The sequence below is a fragment of the Pseudomonas sp. BMS12 genome (genome assembly GCF_001592875.1).
In the GTDB taxonomy this organism is placed as follows: Bacteria; Pseudomonadota; Gammaproteobacteria; order Pseudomonadales; family Pseudomonadaceae; genus Aquipseudomonas.
The window spans coordinates 88,889-107,410 of sequence record NZ_LSOF01000005.1 but is presented as its reverse complement, the minus strand read 5'-3'; the positions used below and the strand labels follow the sequence as shown (position 1 = coordinate 107,410).

The following is an 18,522-nucleotide window of genomic DNA, read 5'->3' as shown; positions in this document are numbered from 1 at the left end:
ATTCAGCTTCCTTGCGTGGGCAGATAGGGGGAGGGCTCGGCCGGGCCAAAGGCCAGCGGTAGTCGACTCTTGCGCAGGTGCCAGTGCCCTGGGGTGAAGGCGATCTGCCGTTCGGCACCCGCCGGTGCCGGTTCTGGGTAGTGTTCCGGCCAGACCACTTCGGCATGGGCTTCCAGGTGCAACAGATCACCGTTGCTGAAGTCGATCCAGAGCAAGGCGCAGCGCGGCTCCAGCAACAGGTTGCCGAGGGTGTTGAACATCAGATTGCCGCTGTAGTCCGGCAACCACAGGCGGCCATCCGAGCCGAGGCCAAGGAACCCGGTGGGGCCTCCGCGGTGGGAGATGTCAACGTCCTGCGCATGGTGACTGGCGATGAACAACGTGTCGCAGCCCAGCGCCAGCGGCAGCCAGCGCGGGTCGAGCCCTGTGCCGAGTTCCAGCGCACCTGGCTGGCGCCTCTCGACCTGCCAGGGGCGCGCCTGGATGTACTTGGGGCAGTTGCCAAAGGATTGCTGTACCGCGACGGTGAAGCCCTCGTCATCGATTTCGGCAAGCCGACCGTTCAGACGATTGCGTCGGCGGGTCGGCAATTCGATTCCGAGCAGACCGACGCCGGCACCTGCGTGCAGGTTTGCGGCCAGCGGATCGTCCGCCTCGGCCCGAGCGGTAATGCGCAGGCGTTCTGGTTGCGGTGCCTGAACGAAGCCGCTTGTACCCCAGAGCACCGAGGCGTGGGGTTGGCCATTCGTATCGAGGCTGCCAACCAGTAACCAGGGCAACTTGGCGAAGAACTCGCGGTGCTGTTCGGGCATGTGGTCGCGGATCACTCGCCGGCCGATCTCCTCCAGCTTGGCGCGCACCCCGAGGCGGTTCTGGATGTACTGTTCACCGGGATGGAAAGGGCTGTCCATGGTGGGCCTCAGAGACCGGGCATGCCGATATAGCCAGGTAGCGCACGGATGCGCGAGAACCAGGCGGCGAGGTGGGCGTAGGGCGCCAGATCGATGCCACCATCGCCGGCCAGCGCGACATAAGGGTAAACCGCCAGATCGGCGATGGTGGGCGTGGCACCTTCTGCCAGCCAGTCGTGCTGCGCCAGGTGGGCATCGAGCAACTCCAGTACCTGGGCGGCGCGCTGGAGGGCCTGTGTCAGGTCGCCCGGCTGACGGAACAGCACATGCAGGCGTGCCTGCCCCGGGCCTTTGGCCACCTCGTTGGCGGCGAAACTCAGCCAACTGGCGACACGTGCCTGGCTCAGTGCATCCAGCGGATACCAGTCGACATCGGCATAGCGCCGTGCCAGGTACACCAGGATCGCCTGGGAGTCGAACAGCGCCTGACCATCGTCCACCAAGACCGGAACTTGCCCGCGCGGGTTGAGCGTAAGGAAGTCGGCGCTTTTCTGCGCGCCGCCTGGCAGATCGACGGGCAGCAGTTCGGCTTCGCGGTTGAGCAGGGAGAGAAACAGGCGAACCTTGTAGCAATTACCGGAGAGGGTGAAGTCGTAGAGTTGCATGGCGAAGTACCGTTGCGGGGTGTCGGTGGATATTAGACAGACAGGTCTGTATATTTCAAGCGCAACTTCTGCGCTAGAGCAGCGACCCCCGGTCCACGCATAATGCCCCGCAGACGGAGGGCCAGATGGCATCGAGCAAACGAGAACAACTGATCAGCACCGCGCAGGGCCTATTCGCCCGGGAGGGCTATCACGCCACCGGTATCGACCGCATCCTGGCAGAGTCCGGGGTGGCCAAGATGACCCTGTACAAGCACTTTCGCTCCAAGGATGAGCTGATCCTGGCGGTGCTTGAGCGACGCGGGCAGGCGACGCTGGACGACCTGCGCCAGCTGCGCGCTGTGTTGCCGCCACGGGAGGCCTTGCTGAGAAGCTTTGACGGCCTGCACGCATGGATTCACCAGAATGACTTCTGCGGCTGCAGCTTCATCCACGCGGCCGCCGAGTTCCATGATCACGAACACCCGATTCATCGCCAGGCGGCCGCTTTCAAGGCTGCGTTCGCCGAGCACTTCCGCGAGTTGCTGCAGGCGCTGGACATCCCACAGGCGCAGGCGAAGGCACTGGCCGCCCAGCTGCAGTTCCTTCTCGAGGGCGCCTTGAGCATGGCGCATGTGCAGGGCGCTGGTGATCAGGCGTTGCAGGCCAAGGCGGCGGCTGAGGTGCTGCTGGAGGCTGCCTGCGCCTGACTCAGGAGCCGCTCAGCAGGCGTGCCTCACCCGCTTCGATGGCCTGCAGCGGGCCCGACAGCAGCACCGTATCGCCAGCCTGTAGCTGCGCGAGCGCCTCCATCGGCAGGTCGACGCCCTCGCGGCGGATCGCCTGGACTTCGAGCCCTAGTTCCTCCAGGTCCAGATCGGCTGCACAGTGACCACAGGCATGTGCGTCTTCCGGCAGGTTGACCGCGTGCAGCAGGCGTCGCGATTGGCCCTGGGTATCCAGCAGGTTGGCCTGGGCGCCATGGTAGTAGCCATGCAGCAGGCGATAACGGCTGCGTCGCACCTCATCCAGGTGAGCGTGCACCCGCCGCTCGGGAACGCCGAGCATGACCAGCGCATGGGAGGCCAGCATCAGGCTGGATTCCAATACTTCCGGCACGACTTCACTGGCACCCGCTGCCTGCAGTTCGGCCAACCAACTGTCGTCGCGGGTGCGTACCAGAATCTGCAGGTGCGGGCAGTGCCGGCGGGCCTCGGCGACAATGGCCAGCGCCACGTCGGTCTTGTCGACGGCCACCACCAGCAGGCGTGCTCGGGTAATCCCCACGGCTTCCAGCAACTCACGGCGGCGCGAGTCGCCGAAGTGCACGTTGTCTTCGCCGGCACTGGCTTCCTCGACCCGGACCGGATCGTCATCGAGGGCGACGAATTCCTGCCCTTCGCGCTGCAGGAAGCGCCCGATGGACTGGCCGACCCGACCGTAGCCGCAAATCACTGCATGGCCCTGCAGTTCGGCGCTACGGCTGGCAATGTCCTCCAGCTGGCTCTCCGGGCCTGGTGCGCGGCGCAGGCGTGTTGCCAGTTGCGGCGCGATGCGCAGCAGCAGCGGGGTCAGGGCCATGGAGCAGAATGCCGCGGCCAATAGCAGACCGGCCATCTCTGGCGCCAGCAGCTCGTGCTGGCGCATCAGGGCAACCAGGGCGAAGAAGAACTCGCCGGCCTGCGCCAGAGCCAGGCCGGTGCGCCAGGCGGTTTCGCCATCCTCGCCCCGCAGGCGTACCAGCAGCGCGACCACTCCGCCCTTGATACCGAGCAGGAGCAGCGTGACCAGGGCAATGCCCAGGCCTTGCTCGGCGAACAGGCGTAGATCGATCAGCATGCCGACGCTGACAAAGAACAGGCCGAGCAGTATGTCGCGAAATGGCCGAATGTCGGCCTCGATCTGATGTCGGTAATGGCTCTCGCCCAGCAGCATCCCTGCGAGGAAAGCGCCAAGGGCCATGGACAGACCGAGCAGATGGGTCAGCCAGGCCGTGAGCAGGACGATGACCAGGGCGAGCATGACGAACAGCTCCGCCGAGCGGGACTGCGCCACTTCATGAAACAGCTTGGGCAGCAGCCAGCGACTAGCCAGCAGCAGGCCGCAGAACAGCAGCAGGGTTTTGCCCAGCGTCCAGGGGATGCTCCAGTACCAGGGCTCTTCACCGCTGCCTGCAAGCACGGGCACCAGGGTCAGCAGCAGGACGGCCACCAGGTCCTGGAACAGCAGCACGCCCATGGCGTTCTGTCCATGCTCGCTGAACACCTCGCCGAGGCTGACCAGTTCCTTGCCGACGATGGCGGTGGAGGACAGCGCCAAGCCCAGGCCCAGCAAGACCGCTGTCAATGGCGCTATGCCGGTCAGCCAGAGCGTGGCACCCAACGCGGCGCCACAGAATGCCACCTGGGCGCTACCCAGGCCGAATACGGTGCGACGCAGGGCCAGCATGCGTGGCAGGGAGAACTCCAGGCCCAGAGTGAACAGCAGAAAGACCACGCCGAGTTCGGCGAGGTGGGGCAGGTCGTTGGCCGGGCTGATCCAGTTCAACGCCGCCGGACCGATCAGCAGGCCTACGCACAGGTAACCGAGTACCGCCGGTAAGCGCAGTCGACGAAACAGCGCGATGACCAGCAGAGAGCAGGCGAGGATGATCAGCAGGTCGGTGAACAAAGGTTTTCTCCTGGGGCAGGGGGCGAGAATGCCGAACTGTGCCGTGGTCGTCCATGCGCAGGGGCGATGACCTTGATCTGAGACAACCATGGCCGCTGGTCGGTGTTCGCTCAAGTTTCTCGGCCAAAGGCCGTCAACTGAACAGATGTCCCGCTCAGGTATGCCGCCATGAATGCTTTGGCCTCTCTCGCTCCCTCTCTAGCCCGTTCCTCTCTGCCGGCCGGTTTCAACGCGCCGCGGACTCAGGTCGATGCGCAGAACGCGCTGGCCAATCGCCTGGCCGAGCGCCTGGGTCTTGAGCCTGGTGCGTTGCGTGGCAAGAGCGAAGACTTCACCCCGGACAAGGTGGCTGATCGAGTGCTGGGCTTTATCGAGCAGCGACTGCAGAGCGAAGCCGCCGCCGGTGCCGATCCGGCCAAGCTGGAGAGCCTGCTGTCCCAGGCCCGCGAAGGCGTGGAGAAAGGCTTTGCCGAGGCACGCAAGATTCTCGACGGCATGGGTGCGCTCAAGGGTAAGGTCGCAGACGACATCGATGCGACCTACGACAAGATTCAGGACGGCCTCAAAGGGCTTGAGCAAAGCTATACCGACAAGTCCCCGGCCAGCGCTAGCGGTTCTGGTGTGCTCGCCGCCGCGGCCTATAGCGAGCGCTTCTCTGCGCGCGCGGAAACCTTCGATCTGCAGGTCACCACCCGCGATGGCGATCGCCTGCGCATCTCCGTGGCCGCCGCCTCGGCCAATTGGTCGCAGAGCGCCGCCGTGCTGGCCAGCGACGGTAATACGTCGCTGGCGGCTTCCTCCAGTAGCTCGGGCAGTCTGCAGATTGGTGGTTTTCTGGTGCAGGTCGATGGCGAGCTGGATGACGACGAGCGCGCCGCGCTGGAGGATCTGTTCGGTCAGGTCCAGGACCTGTCCAACCAGTTCTATGCTGGTGATCTGGCGGGCGCCTTCGACCGTGCCATGCAGCTGGATATGGACGGTTCACAGCTGGCCTCGATGTCTCTGCGTCTGACCCAGACTACCGTGCGCCAGGCTACCGATGCTTACAGCTCCGTGGCGCAGCAGGGCGGCCAGGCGGCGAGTGCGGTCAATGACAGCCTGGTGGATTACGCCCGTGGGTTGCTGGATGCCCTGCGCAGTGCCGACAAGGTTTCGGATGACGCCAAGGGTACGCTGGAGCAGTTGCTCGACGGTGGCTTCGCCCTGGATGAGCGTTTTGGCGAGGATCTCCTGGACAAGGCCCAGGCACTCAACCAGCGTCTGCTCGACGGCCTGCAGGGGCTGTTGCCGGCCGCTGCCTGAGGGCAGTGTTAGACTGCGTTTCTGTGCGTAGCCAGAGACTTTTGCCATGCTCCCCGAATGCCAGCTCTTCGGCACCCTTGGTTGTCACCTCTGCGAGGTGGCGGAAGCTCTACTCATGCCCTTCGTCGAACACGGCCTGTTGGTCGAGTTGGTAGATATCGCCGAACGCGAGGACTGGGTCGAGCACTACGGTTTGCGTATCCCCGTGTTGCGCCGTTGCGACAGTGGCGCAGAACTTGACTGGCCCTTCGATGCCGAGCAGGTGGTGGCGTTTTTACGCTGAGTACCGTTGTCTGCCCCTCCTTGAATAGCGCATGCATCTGATCTGCTTGATATTTTGAACGGCTGATGCGTATTTTGTACGAATCGCCGCGCCCGCGGCATTTGCGCTAACAAGGACAACAAGCAATGAGCACCGACGGCTGTAGTTCGCTCGCCGAGCGCTTGACCGGTATAGATGAAATCGAATGTGTCACCGCCGACCTCAACGGCGTGCCGCGCGGCAAGGTAATGACCGCGGCCGGCTTCCTCGAGGGGCGTCGCCTGCAACTGGCTCGTGGCGTACTGCTGCAGTGCATCATGGGTGGCTATCCGGAAGCTCGTTTCTACGGCAGTGATGACGGCGATCTGATGCTGACTAGCGCTCCCGAGCGCGTCTTCACCTTGCCCTGGAGCGAGCCGCGTCGGGCCCTGGCCATCTGTGATGCGGATGAGCTGGATGGCAGTAGTTCTGGCCTGTCGACCCGCGGTCTGCTCAAGCGTGTCGTGGCGGCTTATGCCGAGCAGGGCTGGCAGCCGGTGGTGGCGACCGAGCTGGAATTCTTTGTTTTCGAGCGGCCACAGGACCCACAGCAACCTTTCCGACCGCCGCTGGGCTTGGATGGCAGTCGCGAGAGTGGCTGTTCGGCGTTCGGCGTATCTTCCGGCAATGGCTTGCGTCCGTTCTTTACCGAGGTCTACCGGTGCATGGAGGCTCTTGGCCTGCCACGCGACACCTTCATGCATGAGATGGGTGTCAGCCAGTTCGAGATCAACCTGCTGCACGGCGATCCACTGCAGGTCGCCGATCAGACTTTCCTGTTCAAGCACATGCTCAAGGAAGTCGGTCTCAAGCATGGCCTGGCCGTGGTGTGCATGGCCAAGCCGCTGTCTCATACGCCGGGTAGTTCCATGCATATCCACCAGAGCGTGGTGGAGCAGGGCAGTGGCCGCAATATCTTCAGTGCTGCCGATGGTGAGGCGACGCCGGCCTTCTTCCACTTCCTCGGCGGCCAGCAGGCGGCCTTGGCCGACTTCACTTTGCTGTTCGCCCCTCATGTGAATTCGTACCAGCGTCTTTGCCACCCCTATGCGTCGCCGAACAACGCTTGCTGGTCGCATGACAACCGTGCCGCAGGTTTGCGTATTCCTGCCAGCGGCCCGGCGGCAAGGCGGGTAGAGAACCGCCTGCCTGGCGCGGATGCCAACCCCTACCTGGCCATCGCCGCCAGTCTGGCGGCCGGCTTGCACGGCATGCAGCATGAGCTGCAGCCCAGCGCGCCCATCCAGGGGGAGTTTGCTGTTCCGGATGGATTGAGTCTGCCGTGCACCTTGCATGCTGCACTGCAGCGCCTGCACAGCAGTGCTTTGGCGCGCCAGTGGTTTGGTGCGGAATTTATCGAGGGGTATTGCGCGAGCAAGAACATGGAGCTGATGAGCTATCTGGATGAGATCACGCCCTGGGAGCGGCGAGTTCTAGGCAGCCAGGCCTAATGAGAGAAGCCACCTCGCGGTGGCTTTTTCGTTATTCCTTGTCGTCGCGCCGCGCTTCACGCTGCAACTGGTAGACGAAACGCTCGACGTGCCGTTGTTCCAGCCCGCTCATGCGGTGGAAGCGCAGGCCGACGAAAGTCATGTCGACCTTGTCAGCATAGTGCGCGTGGCGCAGCTCCACGGCAGTGGTCAGTGGGCCGATTGGCAGCATGGCGGCGAAGCGCTCGTAAACCTGGCCGGGCTGCAGGCGCTCGCAGACATTGCCAGCAAAGCGCAGTCGACAGCCGGTGGCGGATATATCCAGAAGCTGGCCTTTGAGCGCAGGTGTAAGGCGGCTGCCCGAAAGCTCGATGGCGACCAGTTGGCCCTGGCTCAGCGAGGCACGGAAGGCATTGCGGCGCTGATGGTAGATGACGCGCTCGGGCATGTGCCCCCAGTAGCAACGCGCGCCGTCAAGCTCACCGATACTGACCGGGTCCTCGCAATCCCAGGCGATGCGTACGCCGTCATGAAAGCCTTCGACCCGGAAGGGCTCTTCGTTCTGCAGGTAGCGCTCGCCATCGCTGGGGATCATCTCGTCCAGGGCGATCAGGCCTCGTTCGCGATTGACCTCCACCAGGTAGCTTTGGAAGCGCTGGTTGCGGTCCTTGAATGTGATCAGCAGAGGATCGCGGCTCTGCTGCAGCAGGCGTAAGTTGGCGAAGATTTCCAAGGGTGCGGTGAGTACCTTGGGTGGCTGTGGGCCATCTTCCTCGTGGAATGGGTTGGACACGGTCCGGAAGTCTCCAGGGGCGCAAAATACTACGGCACTAGCATACTGGCATGGTGCCCGTATGTCCCTGTGCTTGTTATGTTTTCAGGCTTGGCTGAGTGGGCGTTGCTGGCCGATTCTAGCGGCGCCGCCGCGACTGTCATAGAGCCCAGGGGTTTCGCCTCCGCGAAGAATACCCAGCACGCTTTGCAGTGAGGCCTGGTTGGCGCGGATCAGCCGACCGTTGCGCTGGTTGGCCTCGCGGCAGCGCTCCAGCAGAAGGCCGAGCTCATCGCTGCGGGCCAATAACTCGGGGCCATTGCTGTGGCGGCTGGCGAATATTTCCAGGCCTGCGCGGTCGCTACTCAGCTGTTGCTCGGCGAGCAACTTGCTGCGGGCTTTGCCATGCTGGTCGAGCAGGCTGAGAAGGGGGAGTTTTTCACCAAGCACTGCTTCCAGGCGTGGCAGGTCACGCTCGCCGAGAGCTTCGAATTCGGCATCGATCAGCTCAAGTAGGTGCTTGGCCGTGCCGATATCGTCAGTGAATAGATGTAGCAGATCGTTATCTTGCATCTGTGGGCTCTGGGGATCGGGCGTCCAACACCCCCAGCGCAGCCCTGAGACTAGCGCTGGGATTCGAAATCGAGCAGTTTGCTGGCAACTCGCTGGCTGTCGACCTGATAGCTACCGTCTGCGACGGCTTGCTTCAGCTTGGCAACGCGCTCTTTGTCCACGGTTGGTAGATCGCGCAGCTTGTCGCTGGCTTTCTGCAGTTGTTGGGCTTCACGGCTGAGCTGCACAGATTCACCGCTCTTGCCTGTGGCGGCCTGCTCGCCGGCAACCTTGGCCGCACTCGGCGGGTTGTTGCTGACGGCTTCATTCTGGCCACTGGCCTGGGCATTGCCGGTACGCCCGCTATTGGCGGGTGTGCTGGCACTGTTCAGCCGGTTGAAGTCGATAACCATGTTGTAAACCTCGGACGGTATCTGGACGCTTGACTGGGTTGTCGGCCGGTCCCGTCGAAACTTTAGGGCGCAATATGTGTATTGCTTAACAGTGTAGGAAAACGTCGCCGAGTTGCGCTACAAGAATCATGCCTACATTTCTACCTCGACCTGCCCCGGCCCTATCACTCGGGCCCGAATCACGCGTTGTGAGCTCAGGTTGCGGACGCTGATCTGCTGCCCGCGAGTCCCGTCCGACAAGGCTTCGCCCTGCATGCGTACACTGATGCCGCCGCTGCTGGCGAGGATTACAACCTGATCGCCACGGCGGATGCTTTCTGCCAGTTGTAGTTGCGAAGGAGTCAGAACCTGGTCGGCTTGTAGTGGTCGCGTCAGTTTTCTGCCGATAGCCTGTTGCGGGTCGACGATATAACCACGATTGAGCAAGCCTACGTCCTGTTCAATCATGGCGATATCGGCAGGGCCGATGATGCTGTTGCGCTTGAGCGGGTTTTTTAATACGGCCACCGCTCGGAAGATGCGGACCTGGGCGGGGATGAACACGCTCCAGGGTGTACTGCCTTCGCAGCTGACCCTCACGGTGACTCGCCCCACCGGCTGCTCCGGGCTTTCCAGTTTTTGCGTCAGGTCGGTGTCGCAGGCTGCCAGGCGCAACCGTGGGTCGAGAGGGTTAACTTGAATCTCATGGCGAGCCTGGATTTCGCTACGCTCTAGATAGTCTTCGACCATGAACTCAAGAAAGCCTTCTGTGGCGCCGATAAGCTCCTCGGGAAGTGTCTGGGCAGCAGCATGTAACGAGTGGTGGCCGAGCAGCCCCAAAGCAGGTAAAACACCGACAGTGACGAGGCGTTTTGCCATCATGCGTCGGGAAAATGTCGTAAGTGCGTTCATGCACCCGACGAAGCAAGGCCCGTGCCGCCTGCTAGGCTTAGCAGAACGCGCGGCGATCAGAACGAATAAGGAGTCTGGGCATGGCCGGAGTATTGGACTCGGTTAACCAGCGTACCCAACTGGTGGGGCAGAACCGTCTGGAACTGCTGTTGTTCCGGCTGGATGGGCCGCAGCTGTATGGCATCAACGTCTTCAAGGTGAAGGAGGTGCTGCAGTGCCCCAAACTCACCATCATGCCCAAATCCAGCCAGGTAGTACGCGGTGTGGCGAACATTCGCGGGGGCACGATTCCGATTCTCGATCTTGCTCTTGCCACTGGCCGCTCGGCGCTGGATGACATCAGCAATAGCTTCGTGATCATCACCGAATACAACACCAAGGTTCAGGGGTTTCTGGTGCGATCCGTGGAACGCATCGTGAACATGAACTGGGGGGAGATCCATCCACCGCCCAAGGGGACGGGGCGGGATCACTATCTGACGGCGGTCACTCGCGTGGATAATCGATTGGTCGAGGTTATCGACGTCGAGAAGATACTCGCTGAAGTGGCGCCGATGTCCGAGGCAATCTCGGACGGAGTGGTGGATGTCGAGACCAAGGCCAAGGCCGTTTCCAAGCGCGTACTGATCTGCGATGACTCTTCGGTGGCGCGCAAGCAGGTGTCACGTTGCCTGGAAAGTGTCGGCGTGGAGGTTGTGGCGCTCAACGATGGGCGTGAGGCCTATGACTACCTGCATAAGTTAGTCGAGGAGGGTAAGAGCCCGGCGCAGGAGTTCCTGATGCTGATCTCCGACATCGAGATGCCGGAGATGGATGGCTATACCCTGACGGCCGAGATTCGTGCCGATCCGAGGATGCAGAATCTGCATGTGATTCTGCATACTTCGCTATCCGGCGTATTCAACCAGGCGATGGTGAAGAAAGTTGGTGCGGACGACTTCCTGGCGAAGTTCCGTCCGGACGAGCTGGCTTCCCGAGTGGTCGAGCGTATCCGGATAGCTGATGGGGGCTAAAGGCCTGGCCTTTGGTTAAGACTATGTTTGGTGAGGCGGCATTAGTGTCTTCAGGTAATTTGGATTTCGAGCAGTTCCGGGTCTTTCTGGAGAAGGCTTGCGGCATTCTGCTGGGGAGCAACAAGCAGTACCTGGTATCCAGCCGCCTCAACAAGTTGATGGAGCAGCAGGGCATCAAGTCGCTTGGCGAACTGGTGCAAAAGATGCAGGCCCAGCCTCGTGGCGGGCTTCGCGAGCAGGTGGTGGACGCCATGACCACCAACGAAACCCTGTGGTTTCGCGATACCTACCCTTTCGAGGTGATGAAGAATCGGGTGCTGCCCGAGCTGATCAAGGCCAACCCCAACCAACGGCTGCGCATCTGGTCGGCAGCCTGCTCTTCGGGGCAGGAGCCTTATTCCTTGTCGATGACCATCGATGAGTTCGAGAAAACCAACCTGGGCCAGCTCAAGGCCGGCGTGCAGATAGTGGCGACCGACCTGTCGGGCTCGATGCTGACCGCTTGCAAATCCGGTGAGTACGACAGCCTCGCTATGGGTCGCGGTTTGTCCCAGGAACGCTTGCAGCGCTATTTCGATCCCAAGGGGCCGGGGCGTTGGGCGGTGAAGGCACCGATCAAGAGTCGGGTGGAGTTCCGTGCGCTCAACCTGCTGGAGAGCTACGCGGCGCTTGGCAAGTTCGACGTGGTGTTTTGCCGCAACGTGCTGATCTATTTCTCGGCTGAGGTGAAGAAGGACATCCTGACCCGCATTCACGCCACTCTGAAACCGGGCGGTTACCTGTTTCTGGGCGCTTCGGAGGCACTCAACGCGTTGCCGGACCTTTACCAGATGGTTCAATGCAGCCCCGGGATCATCTACAAAGTGAAGTGATCGTTATCGAAGGTTAGCAACGGGAGGCCATTGGCCTCCCGTTTTCATTTGGGGTGGCAAATCCTGTTGCAGGCCTTGCCGCTTGCCGTGCTCTGGAGCGGAAAAGCTTTGCCGCTTGCCGCGTTCTGCCGTGTCGTATATCTCATAAAGTGTTGATTTATATGTAAAAACAAAAATGGCACAGCCTTTGCTATATGTCTTGCACGACGCAACGGCGGCAAAGGTTTCAGATCATGAGCATCAGTTTCGACAGAGCACTTGGCATTCACGAAGAAGCACTGGCATTTCGTGCCCAGCGTGCAGAGGTTCTGGCCAATAACATCGCCAACGCCGACACCCCCTACTACAAGGCCCGTGATCTGGATTTCTCCGCGGTACTCGCCGAACAGAGCGAGCGGCAGAGTGGCAAGCAGTTTGCCCTGAGTCGTACCGACAGCCAGCACATCGCGGCCGACGGCATCCAACTGGCCGACCCGGCACTGCGCTTCCGCACTCCGTTCCACCCATCCATCGACCAGAACAGCGTCGACATGCAGCAGGAACAGGCCAACTACGCCGAGAACGCGGTGCAGTTCCAGGCCAGCTTCACGCTGCTCAACAGCAAGTTCAAAGGGCTGGTCAGCGCCCTGCGCGGCGAATAAGGGAGATCACCGTCATGTCACTCGCCAGTGTCTTCAACATCGCCGGTACCGGCATGAGCGCCCAGAGCACTCGTCTGAACACCATCTCCAGCAACATCGCCAATGCAGAGACGGTCTCCTCGAGCATCGACCAGACCTACCGTGCGCGCCATCCGGTGTTTGCCACCGTGTTCGAGTCGAGCATGGAGGGTGATCGCGGTTCGCTGTTTGCCGACCAGGATCAGTCTGGTCGCGGTGTACAGGTATTGGGTGTGGTCGAGGATCAGAGCAGCCTGACCCCGCGCTACGAGCCAAACCATCCGGCGGCCGACGAGAACGGCTACGTCTACTACCCGAACGTCAACGTGGTTGAGGAAATGGCCGACATGATCTCCGCCAGCCGTGCTTTCCAGACCAATGTCGAAATGATGAACACCGCCAAGCAGATGATGCAGCGCGTGCTGACCCTGGGCCAGTAAGCGGCTAACGAGGAGCGAGACAATGAGTGTCAGTGGCGTCAGTTCCGTACTGGACCAGTACCAGATCAAGCAGGACAGCACCCAGAACAAGGACCTCGGCAAGAACGAGTTCCTCGAACTGCTGGTGGCCCAGTTGAACAACCAGAACCCGCTGGAACCCCAGGAAAATGGCGAGTTTATCGCCCAGCTGGCGCAGTTCAGTCAGGTCGAAGGTATCGAGAAACTCAACTCCAGTATGGAGTCGCTGCTCTCTGGCTACCAGTCGTCCCAGGCGCTGCAGGCCTCCTCCCTGGTCGGTCGCAAGGTGATAGTGCCGACCGAGAAGGCAGTGGTGGATACCAGCGAAACCTTCAAGGGCAGCCTGCTGTTGCCGGTCACCAGTAGCAACGTCTACGTCAACATCTACGACAACACCGGCTCGGTAGTGAACCGTGTCAACCTCGGCCAGCAGGCCGCCGGCAATGTCAGCTTCATGTGGGACGGCAAAGACTCCAGCGGCAAGCTGTTGCCGCCCGGCACGTACAAGTTCGAGGCGCAGGCCACGTATGCCGATGGCACCAAGGGGCTGTACACCTTGTTGCCGGCCAACGTCGACAGTGTCTCGCTCGGCCAGAACGGTGGCGAGATGATGCTCAACCTCGCCGGCCTGGGCAGTGTCGCGCTGTCCCAGGTCCAGATCATCGGTCAGTAACCCCAGACTGTAAGCGCCGGCAGTAGCGGCAAAGGAGTATTCCATGGCTTTCAATATCGGTCTCAGCGGTCTGCGGGCAGCCACCAGCGACCTCAACGTCACCGGCAACAACATCGCCAACGCCGGTACGGCGGGTTTCAAACAGTCGCGCGCGGAGTTTGCCGACGTCTATGCGGCCTCGGTGCTTGGTACCGGCTCCAACCCGCAGGGCAGTGGCGTGCTGCTGGGCGATGTGTCGCAGCTGTTCAACCAGGGCAATATCAACTACACCCAGAACGCCCTGGACCTGGCCATCAACGGCAACGGCTTCTTCGTCACCAGTAACAACGGCGAGATCAGCTACACCCGTGCCGGCTACTTTGGCACCGACCGTGACGGCTACATGGTCAACAACTTCGGTTATCGGCTGCAGGGCTATGCCGTGGATGCTGCCGGCAACCTGCAGAACGGCATTGTCGACGATATCCAGATACGCACCGCCGCCCAGTCGCCGCGGGCTACCGAAGAGATGACGCAGACCTTCAATCTCAACTCGAACAATACGGTGCCGACCACGGTGCCGTTCGACCCGACCGATCCGACCACCTACAACTCGTCAACCTCGACCAACATCTACGACTCTCAGGGCAATGCCCACGTGTTCACCCAATACTTCGTCAAGACTGCGGCGAACACCTGGACCATGAACGTGCTGATCGACGGGCGTAACCCCAACGACCCGACCCTGACCACGCCCTATGCTGTAGACCTGAGCTTCACTGCAGCTGGGCAGCTGGATACCGCTGCGCTGGCCTCTACCGACTTCACCGTGAACGCCGATGGCACGTTGAGCCTGACCAACTGGGTGCCGGCTGCCGCAGATAGCTCGGTACCGCCGGTGTGGGCCGCTAACGGGGCCACGGCTGCTGCGGCTGGCGTGACTCTCGACCTGCGTGATGCCACCCAGTTCGCCAGTGCCTTCGCCGTGACGGCGGTCAGTCAGGACGGTTACACCACTGGCGAGCTGTCAGGCCTGGAAATCGACGATACCGGGGTGATCTTCGCGCGCTACACCAACGGTCAGTCGCTGATCCAGGGGCAGGTGGTGCTGGCCAACTTCGCCAACGTGCAGGGCTTGACGCCGGTGGGCAAGACGGCCTGGGTACAGTCCTTCCAGTCTGGCGAGCCTGTGGTTGGCACGCCGCGCTCGGGCACCCTGGGTGCGTTGCAGGCCGGCGCGCTGGAGGACTCCAACGTGGAGCTCTCGGATCAACTGGTGAACCTGATCGTCGCCCAACGCAACTACCAGGCCAACGCCAAGACCATCGAGACCGAAAGCGCCATTACCCAGACCATCATCAACCTGCGTTAATGCCGGAGGAGGGGCCTTGCCATCGGCGGCAAGGCCTCGCCGTTCATTGTTTGGAAAAGCTCCTCTGGGAGCTTTTATTGTTTTTAAAGTTCTTTTAAATCAACTGGTTGTGATGATTTTTAAGGGCTGGCACGGGGTTTGCTGAATATCCAGCAACAGAGTCAAGAGCGGCAGATTGCCGACCCCGCGGAGCAGACCATGGACAAGATGCTGTACATCTCCATGACCGGAGCCAGCCAGAACACCCTGGCCCAGCGCGCCCACGCCAACAACCTGGCGAACATCTCGACTACCGGTTTTCACCGGGATTACGAGCAGGCGCGTTCCATGCCGGTATTCGGCGACAGTTACCCGGCGCGGGTCTATGCCATGAGCGAGCGCCCCGGCACCGATTTCACTCCTGGATCCCTACAGGAAACCGGCCGCGAGCTGGACGTTGCCGTCGAGGGGCAGGGCTGGGTTGCCGTGCAGGCCGCCGATGGCAGTGAGGCCTATGTGCGTACCGCCAGTTTGCAGATCGATGCCCTGGGGCAGCTGCGTACCGGCAACGGTTTGCCGGTGCTGGGCAACGGCGGGCCTATTGCGATACCGCCGGAGCAGAAAGTCGAGATCGGTCAGGATGGCACCATCAGCATTCGTGCGCTTGGCGAGGCGCCGAGCGTGATGGCCGAGGTGGATCGCATCAAGTTGGTCAACCCGGATCTGAAAACGATGGAGAAGGGCACCGACGGCCTGATCCGCGTGAAGGAAGGCGAAGCGCCGGCACTGGTCGATGCCAATGTGCGCCTGACCTCGGGCTTTCTCGAGTCGAGCAACGTCAATGCCGTCGAGGAGATGACCGCGATTCTCTCCCTGTCCCGTCAATTCGAGTTGCACGTGAAGATGATGCGCACCGCCGAAGACGATGCGGCGGCCATGGCACGGGTCATGCAACTTAGCTAATCACCAACGCGAAGCGCCATGAAACTGGCGCTCGAGGAGAAAGAATATGCTTCCGGCTCTGTGGGTCGCCAAGACTGGCCTGTCCGCTCAGGACATGAACCTGACCACCATTTCCAACAACCTGGCCAACGTCTCGACCACCGGCTTCAAACGCGATCGTGCCGAGTTCGAAGATCTGCTGTACCAGATCCGTCGCCAGCCCGGTGGCCAGTCCAGCCAGGACAGCGAGTTGCCCACTGGTTTGCAGCTGGGTACCGGTGTACGGGTGGTCGGCACCCAGAAGATCTTTACCGCCGGCAGCCTGCAAACCACAGAACAGCCGCTGGACATGGCCGTCAACGGCCGCGGTTTCTTCCAGGTCCTGCTGCCAGACGGCACCATCGGCTATAGCCGCGACGGTAGCTTCCATCTCGACTCCGATGGCCAGATCGTCACTTCCCAGGGCTTCGCGCTGGAGCCAGCCATCGTTCTTCCGGCCGAGGTGCAGACCTTCACCGTCGGCGAGGACGGTACCGTCTCGGTAACCACCGCTGGCAACCCGGCCGCGCAGGTGATCGGTAACATCCAGACCGCCGACTTCGTCAACCCGGCCGGTCTGCAGGCCATTGGTAACAACCTGTTCCTCGAGACCGCGTCCAGTGGTGCGCCGCAGGTTGGCACTCCGGGCCTGACCGGACTCGGCACCGTACTGCAGAACACCCTGGAAAACTCCAACGTCAGCGTGGTGGAAGAACTGGTCAACATGATCACTACCCAGCGTGCGTACGAGATGAACTCCAAGGTGATCTCCACCTCGGACCAGATGCTCTCGTTCATTACGCAGAACCTTTAATTTCGCGGGCGCCCCAGGCGCTGGCCAATAGCAACAAGAACGCCGTGAGGTAGTGGTTATGAACCGGCTGATGATGATTCTTCCCCTGCTGGGGAGCGTGGTCCTGAGCGGCTGCGTCACGCCCCCGCCGAAGCCGGACGATCCCTATTACGCCCCGGTCCTGCCGCGCACTCCGCTGCCGGCTGCGCAAAATAACGGCGCGATCTATCAGGCTGGCTTCGAAACCAATCTGTACGACGACCGCAAGGCCTACCGGGTGGGTGACATCATCACCATCACGCTCAGCGAACGCACCCAGGCCAGCAAATCGGCTGGTTCGGATATGGCCAAGGACAGTACGGCCAATCTGGGCCTGACTTCACTGTTTGGTGGCGGCGTGTCGCTGAACAACCCCAACGGCAGCCTCAATCCGCTGCAGACAGATGACCTCAGCCTGGATGTCGGCTACAGCGGCACTCGCTCGACCAAGGGCGACAGCTCTGCGAATCAGAGCAACAGTCTGAGTGGCTCGATTACCGTGACCGTGGCTGAGGTATTGCCCAACGGCATTCTTGCCGTGCGTGGCGAGAAGTGGATGACGCTCAACACTGGCAATGAGCTGGTACGTATTGCCGGTTTGGTTCGCGCTGACGATATCGCCACCGACAACACGGTGGCCTCGACCCGTATCGCCAATGCCCGCATCACCTATTCGGGTACCGGTGCCTTCGCCGATGCCAGTCAGCCGGGCTGGTTTGATCGCTTCTTCCTCAGCCCGCTGTTCCCGTTCTGAGCAGGTAGCCGATCATGAAACGACTGATTTCCATGCTCTGCCTGCTGCTCGTCAGCGCTGTCGTGCAAGCTGAGCGGATCAAGGATCTGGCCAGCATCCAGGGCGTGCGCTCCAACCAGCTGATCGGCTATGGCCTGGTCGTCGGCCTCAACGGTACCGGTGACCAGACCACGCAGACGCCGTTCACCCTGCAGACCTTCAACAACATGCTGGCGCAGTTCGGCATCAAGGTGCCAGCCAACTCCGGTAACGTGCAGCTGAAGAACGTTGCGGCGGTGTCCATTCATGCCGAACTACCACCTTTCGCCAAGCCGGGGCAGGTGGTCGACGTGACCATTTCCTCCATCGGCAACGCCAAGAGCCTGCGCGGTGGCAGCCTGCTGATGACTCCGCTCAAGGGGATCGACGGCAACGTCTACGCCATTGCCCAGGGCAACCTGGTAGTGGGCGGTTTCGATGCCAGTGGCAGCGACGGTTCGCGCATTACCGTCAATGTGCCGTCGGCGGGGCGGATTCCTGCCGGCGCCACGGTCGAGCGTCCGGTGCCGAGCGGCTTCGACCAGGGCAACAGCCTGACGCTCAACCTCAATCGTCCGGACTTCACCACGGCGAAGAACATAGTCGACCAGATCAACGGCATGCTTGGCCCAGGCGTGGCGCAGGCCATCGATGGTGGCTCGATCCGTGTCAGTGCACCGCTCGATCCGAACCAGCGCGTCGACTATCTGGCGGTGCTGGAGAATATCCAGATCGAGGCCGGTCAGGCCGCGGCCAAGGTCATCATCAACTCGCGCACCGGCACCATCGTCATCGGCCAGAACGTGCGCGTGCAGCCGGCGGCGGTGACCCACGGCAGCCTCACGGTAACCATCACCGAGGACCCCATCGTCAGCCAGCCGGAAGCCCTATCCGGCGGCCAGACCGCGGTGGTGCCGCGCTCGCGGGTGGATGCCGAGCAGGAGGCCAAGCCGATGTTCAAGTTCGGCCCGGGCACCACCCTGGACGAAATCGTGCGTGCGGTTAACCAGGTGGGCGCCGCACCTTCTGACCTGATGGCCATCCTCGAGGCGCTGAAACAAGCCGGCGCCTTGCAGGCCGACCTGATCGTGATCTGACGGAGGCGA

General features: G+C 61.8%; 21 protein-coding genes. 14 read left to right on the top strand and 7 right to left on the bottom strand.

From position 1 onward, the window contains the following. Nucleotides 1-2 precede the first annotated feature (2 nt). On the bottom strand, nt 3-911 hold the full coding sequence (locus AYB31_RS03950; RefSeq protein ID WP_068826011.1) for a pyridoxamine 5'-phosphate oxidase family protein: 909 nt from the start codon (nt 909-911) through the stop codon (nt 3-5). An 8-nt stretch (nt 912-919) separates the two neighbouring features. Then, complete coding sequence (locus AYB31_RS03945; RefSeq protein ID WP_068826009.1) at nt 920-1,516, bottom strand: glutathione S-transferase family protein; 597 nt, start codon at nt 1,514-1,516, stop codon at nt 920-922. A gap of 125 nt (nt 1,517-1,641) precedes the next feature. Between AYB31_RS03945 and AYB31_RS03940 the strand changes: the two genes are divergently transcribed. Then, nucleotides 1,642-2,205 carry a TetR/AcrR family transcriptional regulator gene (locus tag AYB31_RS03940; protein WP_068826007.1) on the top strand — a complete coding sequence of 188 codons (564 nt, stop codon included), beginning with the start codon at nt 1,642-1,644 and terminating at the stop codon, nt 2,203-2,205. A 1-nt stretch (nt 2,206) separates the two neighbouring features. On the opposite strand, the gene AYB31_RS03935 is transcribed toward AYB31_RS03940, so the two are convergent. Continuing rightward, nucleotides 2,207-4,165, bottom strand: coding sequence for a monovalent cation:proton antiporter family protein (locus AYB31_RS03935; RefSeq protein WP_068826005.1), 1,959 nt, complete (start codon nt 4,163-4,165; stop codon nt 2,207-2,209). Nucleotides 4,166-4,333: 168 nt separating this feature from the next. Here AYB31_RS03935 and AYB31_RS03930 point away from each other — a divergent pair, with 168 nt between their 5' ends. The 3 genes from AYB31_RS03930 to AYB31_RS03920 all read left to right on the top strand — a co-directional run bounded on the left by AYB31_RS03930 (nt 4,334) and on the right by AYB31_RS03920 (nt 7,219). Next, nucleotides 4,334-5,467, top strand: coding sequence for a DUF5610 domain-containing protein (locus tag AYB31_RS03930; RefSeq protein ID WP_068826003.1), 1,134 nt, complete (start codon nt 4,334-4,336; stop codon nt 5,465-5,467). A gap of 46 nt (nt 5,468-5,513) precedes the next feature. Beyond that, nucleotides 5,514-5,750 (top strand): glutaredoxin family protein, encoded by a 237-nt coding sequence (locus AYB31_RS03925; protein ID WP_068826001.1) that lies wholly within the window; start codon nt 5,514-5,516, stop codon nt 5,748-5,750. A 227-nt stretch (nt 5,751-5,977) separates the two neighbouring features. Then, on the top strand, nt 5,978-7,219 hold the full coding sequence (locus AYB31_RS03920; RefSeq protein WP_162492998.1) for a glutamine synthetase family protein: 1,242 nt from the start codon (nt 5,978-5,980) through the stop codon (nt 7,217-7,219). Between the two features lie 31 nt (nt 7,220-7,250). Here AYB31_RS03920 and AYB31_RS03915 read toward each other — a convergent pair whose 3' ends face one another. The 4 genes from AYB31_RS03915 to flgA form a co-directional block, all read right to left on the bottom strand. Continuing rightward, nucleotides 7,251-7,991 (bottom strand): flagellar brake protein, encoded by a 741-nt coding sequence (locus AYB31_RS03915; RefSeq protein WP_068825997.1) that lies wholly within the window; start codon nt 7,989-7,991, stop codon nt 7,251-7,253. A gap of 84 nt (nt 7,992-8,075) precedes the next feature. Next, nucleotides 8,076-8,543 (bottom strand): flagella synthesis protein FlgN, encoded by a 468-nt coding sequence (locus AYB31_RS03910; protein ID WP_068825995.1) that lies wholly within the window; start codon nt 8,541-8,543, stop codon nt 8,076-8,078. Nucleotides 8,544-8,593: 50 nt separating this feature from the next. After that, entirely contained in the window at nt 8,594-8,935 is a 342-nt protein-coding gene (gene flgM / locus AYB31_RS03905) for a flagellar biosynthesis anti-sigma factor FlgM (protein ID WP_068825993.1), read from the bottom strand. A 132-nt stretch (nt 8,936-9,067) separates the two neighbouring features. Then, complete coding sequence (gene flgA / locus AYB31_RS03900) at nt 9,068-9,826, bottom strand: flagellar basal body P-ring formation chaperone FlgA (RefSeq protein WP_082805188.1); 759 nt, start codon at nt 9,824-9,826, stop codon at nt 9,068-9,070. An 80-nt stretch (nt 9,827-9,906) separates the two neighbouring features. Between flgA and AYB31_RS03895 the strand changes: the two genes are divergently transcribed. The 10 genes from AYB31_RS03895 (at nt 9,907) to AYB31_RS03850 (ending at nt 18,513) form a co-directional block, all read left to right on the top strand. Further along, entirely contained in the window at nt 9,907-10,839 is a 933-nt protein-coding gene (locus AYB31_RS03895; protein ID WP_068825991.1) for a chemotaxis protein CheV, read from the top strand. A 44-nt stretch (nt 10,840-10,883) separates the two neighbouring features. Beyond that, the gene (gene cheR / locus AYB31_RS03890) at nt 10,884-11,711 is read left to right on the top strand and encodes a protein-glutamate O-methyltransferase CheR (protein ID WP_068825989.1); all 828 of its coding nucleotides are present in this window, start codon (nt 10,884-10,886) and stop codon (nt 11,709-11,711) included. 233 nt (nt 11,712-11,944) lie between these two features. Further along, complete coding sequence (flgB, locus tag AYB31_RS03885) at nt 11,945-12,352, top strand: flagellar basal body rod protein FlgB (RefSeq protein ID WP_068825987.1); 408 nt, start codon at nt 11,945-11,947, stop codon at nt 12,350-12,352. Between the two features lie 14 nt (nt 12,353-12,366). Further along, a complete protein-coding gene (gene flgC / locus AYB31_RS03880) occupies nt 12,367-12,810 on the top strand; it encodes a flagellar basal body rod protein FlgC (RefSeq protein WP_068825983.1) in 444 nt (147 codons plus the stop codon). Nucleotides 12,811-12,832: 22 nt separating this feature from the next. Then, entirely contained in the window at nt 12,833-13,501 is a 669-nt protein-coding gene (gene flgD / locus AYB31_RS03875; RefSeq protein ID WP_068825981.1) for a flagellar hook assembly protein FlgD, read from the top strand. A 43-nt stretch (nt 13,502-13,544) separates the two neighbouring features. Next, complete coding sequence (flgE, locus tag AYB31_RS03870) at nt 13,545-14,852, top strand: flagellar hook protein FlgE (protein WP_068825979.1); 1,308 nt, start codon at nt 13,545-13,547, stop codon at nt 14,850-14,852. Nucleotides 14,853-15,050: 198 nt separating this feature from the next. Continuing rightward, nucleotides 15,051-15,794, top strand: a complete 744-nt coding sequence (locus tag AYB31_RS03865) for a flagellar basal body rod protein FlgF (RefSeq protein ID WP_068826790.1) — start codon at nt 15,051-15,053, stop codon at nt 15,792-15,794. Nucleotides 15,795-15,840: 46 nt separating this feature from the next. After that, on the top strand, nt 15,841-16,626 hold the full coding sequence (flgG, locus tag AYB31_RS03860; protein ID WP_068825977.1) for a flagellar basal-body rod protein FlgG: 786 nt from the start codon (nt 15,841-15,843) through the stop codon (nt 16,624-16,626). A 58-nt stretch (nt 16,627-16,684) separates the two neighbouring features. Beyond that, nucleotides 16,685-17,398: a flagellar basal body L-ring protein FlgH gene (gene flgH, locus AYB31_RS03855; protein WP_068825975.1), complete on the top strand. Its 714-nt coding sequence runs from the start codon at nt 16,685-16,687 to the stop codon at nt 17,396-17,398. Nucleotides 17,399-17,412: 14 nt separating this feature from the next. After that, on the top strand, nt 17,413-18,513 hold the full coding sequence (locus AYB31_RS03850; RefSeq protein ID WP_068825973.1) for a flagellar basal body P-ring protein FlgI: 1,101 nt from the start codon (nt 17,413-17,415) through the stop codon (nt 18,511-18,513). Nucleotides 18,514-18,522 lie beyond the last annotated feature (9 nt).

Excerpts from the sequence above, each read along its gene's own strand:
- flgE (WP_068825979.1), top strand. The coding sequence starts at position 13,545 with ATGGCTTTCAATATCGGTCTCAGCGGTCTGCGGGCAGCCACCAGCGAC.
- flgM (WP_068825993.1), bottom strand. The coding sequence starts at position 8,935 with ATGGTTATCGACTTCAACCGGCTGAACAGTGCCAGCACACCCGCCAAT.
- AYB31_RS03925 (WP_068826001.1), top strand. The coding sequence starts at position 5,514 with ATGCTCCCCGAATGCCAGCTCTTCGGCACCCTTGGTTGTCACCTCTGC.
- AYB31_RS03930 (WP_068826003.1), top strand. The coding sequence starts at position 4,334 with ATGAATGCTTTGGCCTCTCTCGCTCCCTCTCTAGCCCGTTCCTCTCTG.
- flgB (WP_068825987.1), top strand. The coding sequence starts at position 11,945 with ATGAGCATCAGTTTCGACAGAGCACTTGGCATTCACGAAGAAGCACTG.
- AYB31_RS03910 (WP_068825995.1), bottom strand. The coding sequence starts at position 8,543 with ATGCAAGATAACGATCTGCTACATCTATTCACTGACGATATCGGCACG.
- AYB31_RS03920 (WP_162492998.1), top strand. The coding sequence starts at position 5,978 with ATGACCGCGGCCGGCTTCCTCGAGGGGCGTCGCCTGCAACTGGCTCGT.
- flgG (WP_068825977.1), top strand. The coding sequence starts at position 15,841 with ATGCTTCCGGCTCTGTGGGTCGCCAAGACTGGCCTGTCCGCTCAGGAC.
- flgA (WP_082805188.1), bottom strand. The coding sequence starts at position 9,826 with ATGAACGCACTTACGACATTTTCCCGACGCATGATGGCAAAACGCCTC.
- AYB31_RS03850 (WP_068825973.1), top strand. The coding sequence starts at position 17,413 with ATGAAACGACTGATTTCCATGCTCTGCCTGCTGCTCGTCAGCGCTGTC.
- flgC (WP_068825983.1), top strand. The coding sequence starts at position 12,367 with ATGTCACTCGCCAGTGTCTTCAACATCGCCGGTACCGGCATGAGCGCC.
- AYB31_RS03895 (WP_068825991.1), top strand. The coding sequence starts at position 9,907 with ATGGCCGGAGTATTGGACTCGGTTAACCAGCGTACCCAACTGGTGGGG.
- AYB31_RS03945 (WP_068826009.1), bottom strand. The coding sequence starts at position 1,516 with ATGCAACTCTACGACTTCACCCTCTCCGGTAATTGCTACAAGGTTCGC.
- AYB31_RS03950 (WP_068826011.1), bottom strand. The coding sequence starts at position 911 with ATGGACAGCCCTTTCCATCCCGGTGAACAGTACATCCAGAACCGCCTC.
- flgD (WP_068825981.1), top strand. The coding sequence starts at position 12,833 with ATGAGTGTCAGTGGCGTCAGTTCCGTACTGGACCAGTACCAGATCAAG.
- flgH (WP_068825975.1), top strand. The coding sequence starts at position 16,685 with ATGAACCGGCTGATGATGATTCTTCCCCTGCTGGGGAGCGTGGTCCTG.
- AYB31_RS03940 (WP_068826007.1), top strand. The coding sequence starts at position 1,642 with ATGGCATCGAGCAAACGAGAACAACTGATCAGCACCGCGCAGGGCCTA.
- AYB31_RS03865 (WP_068826790.1), top strand. The coding sequence starts at position 15,051 with ATGGACAAGATGCTGTACATCTCCATGACCGGAGCCAGCCAGAACACC.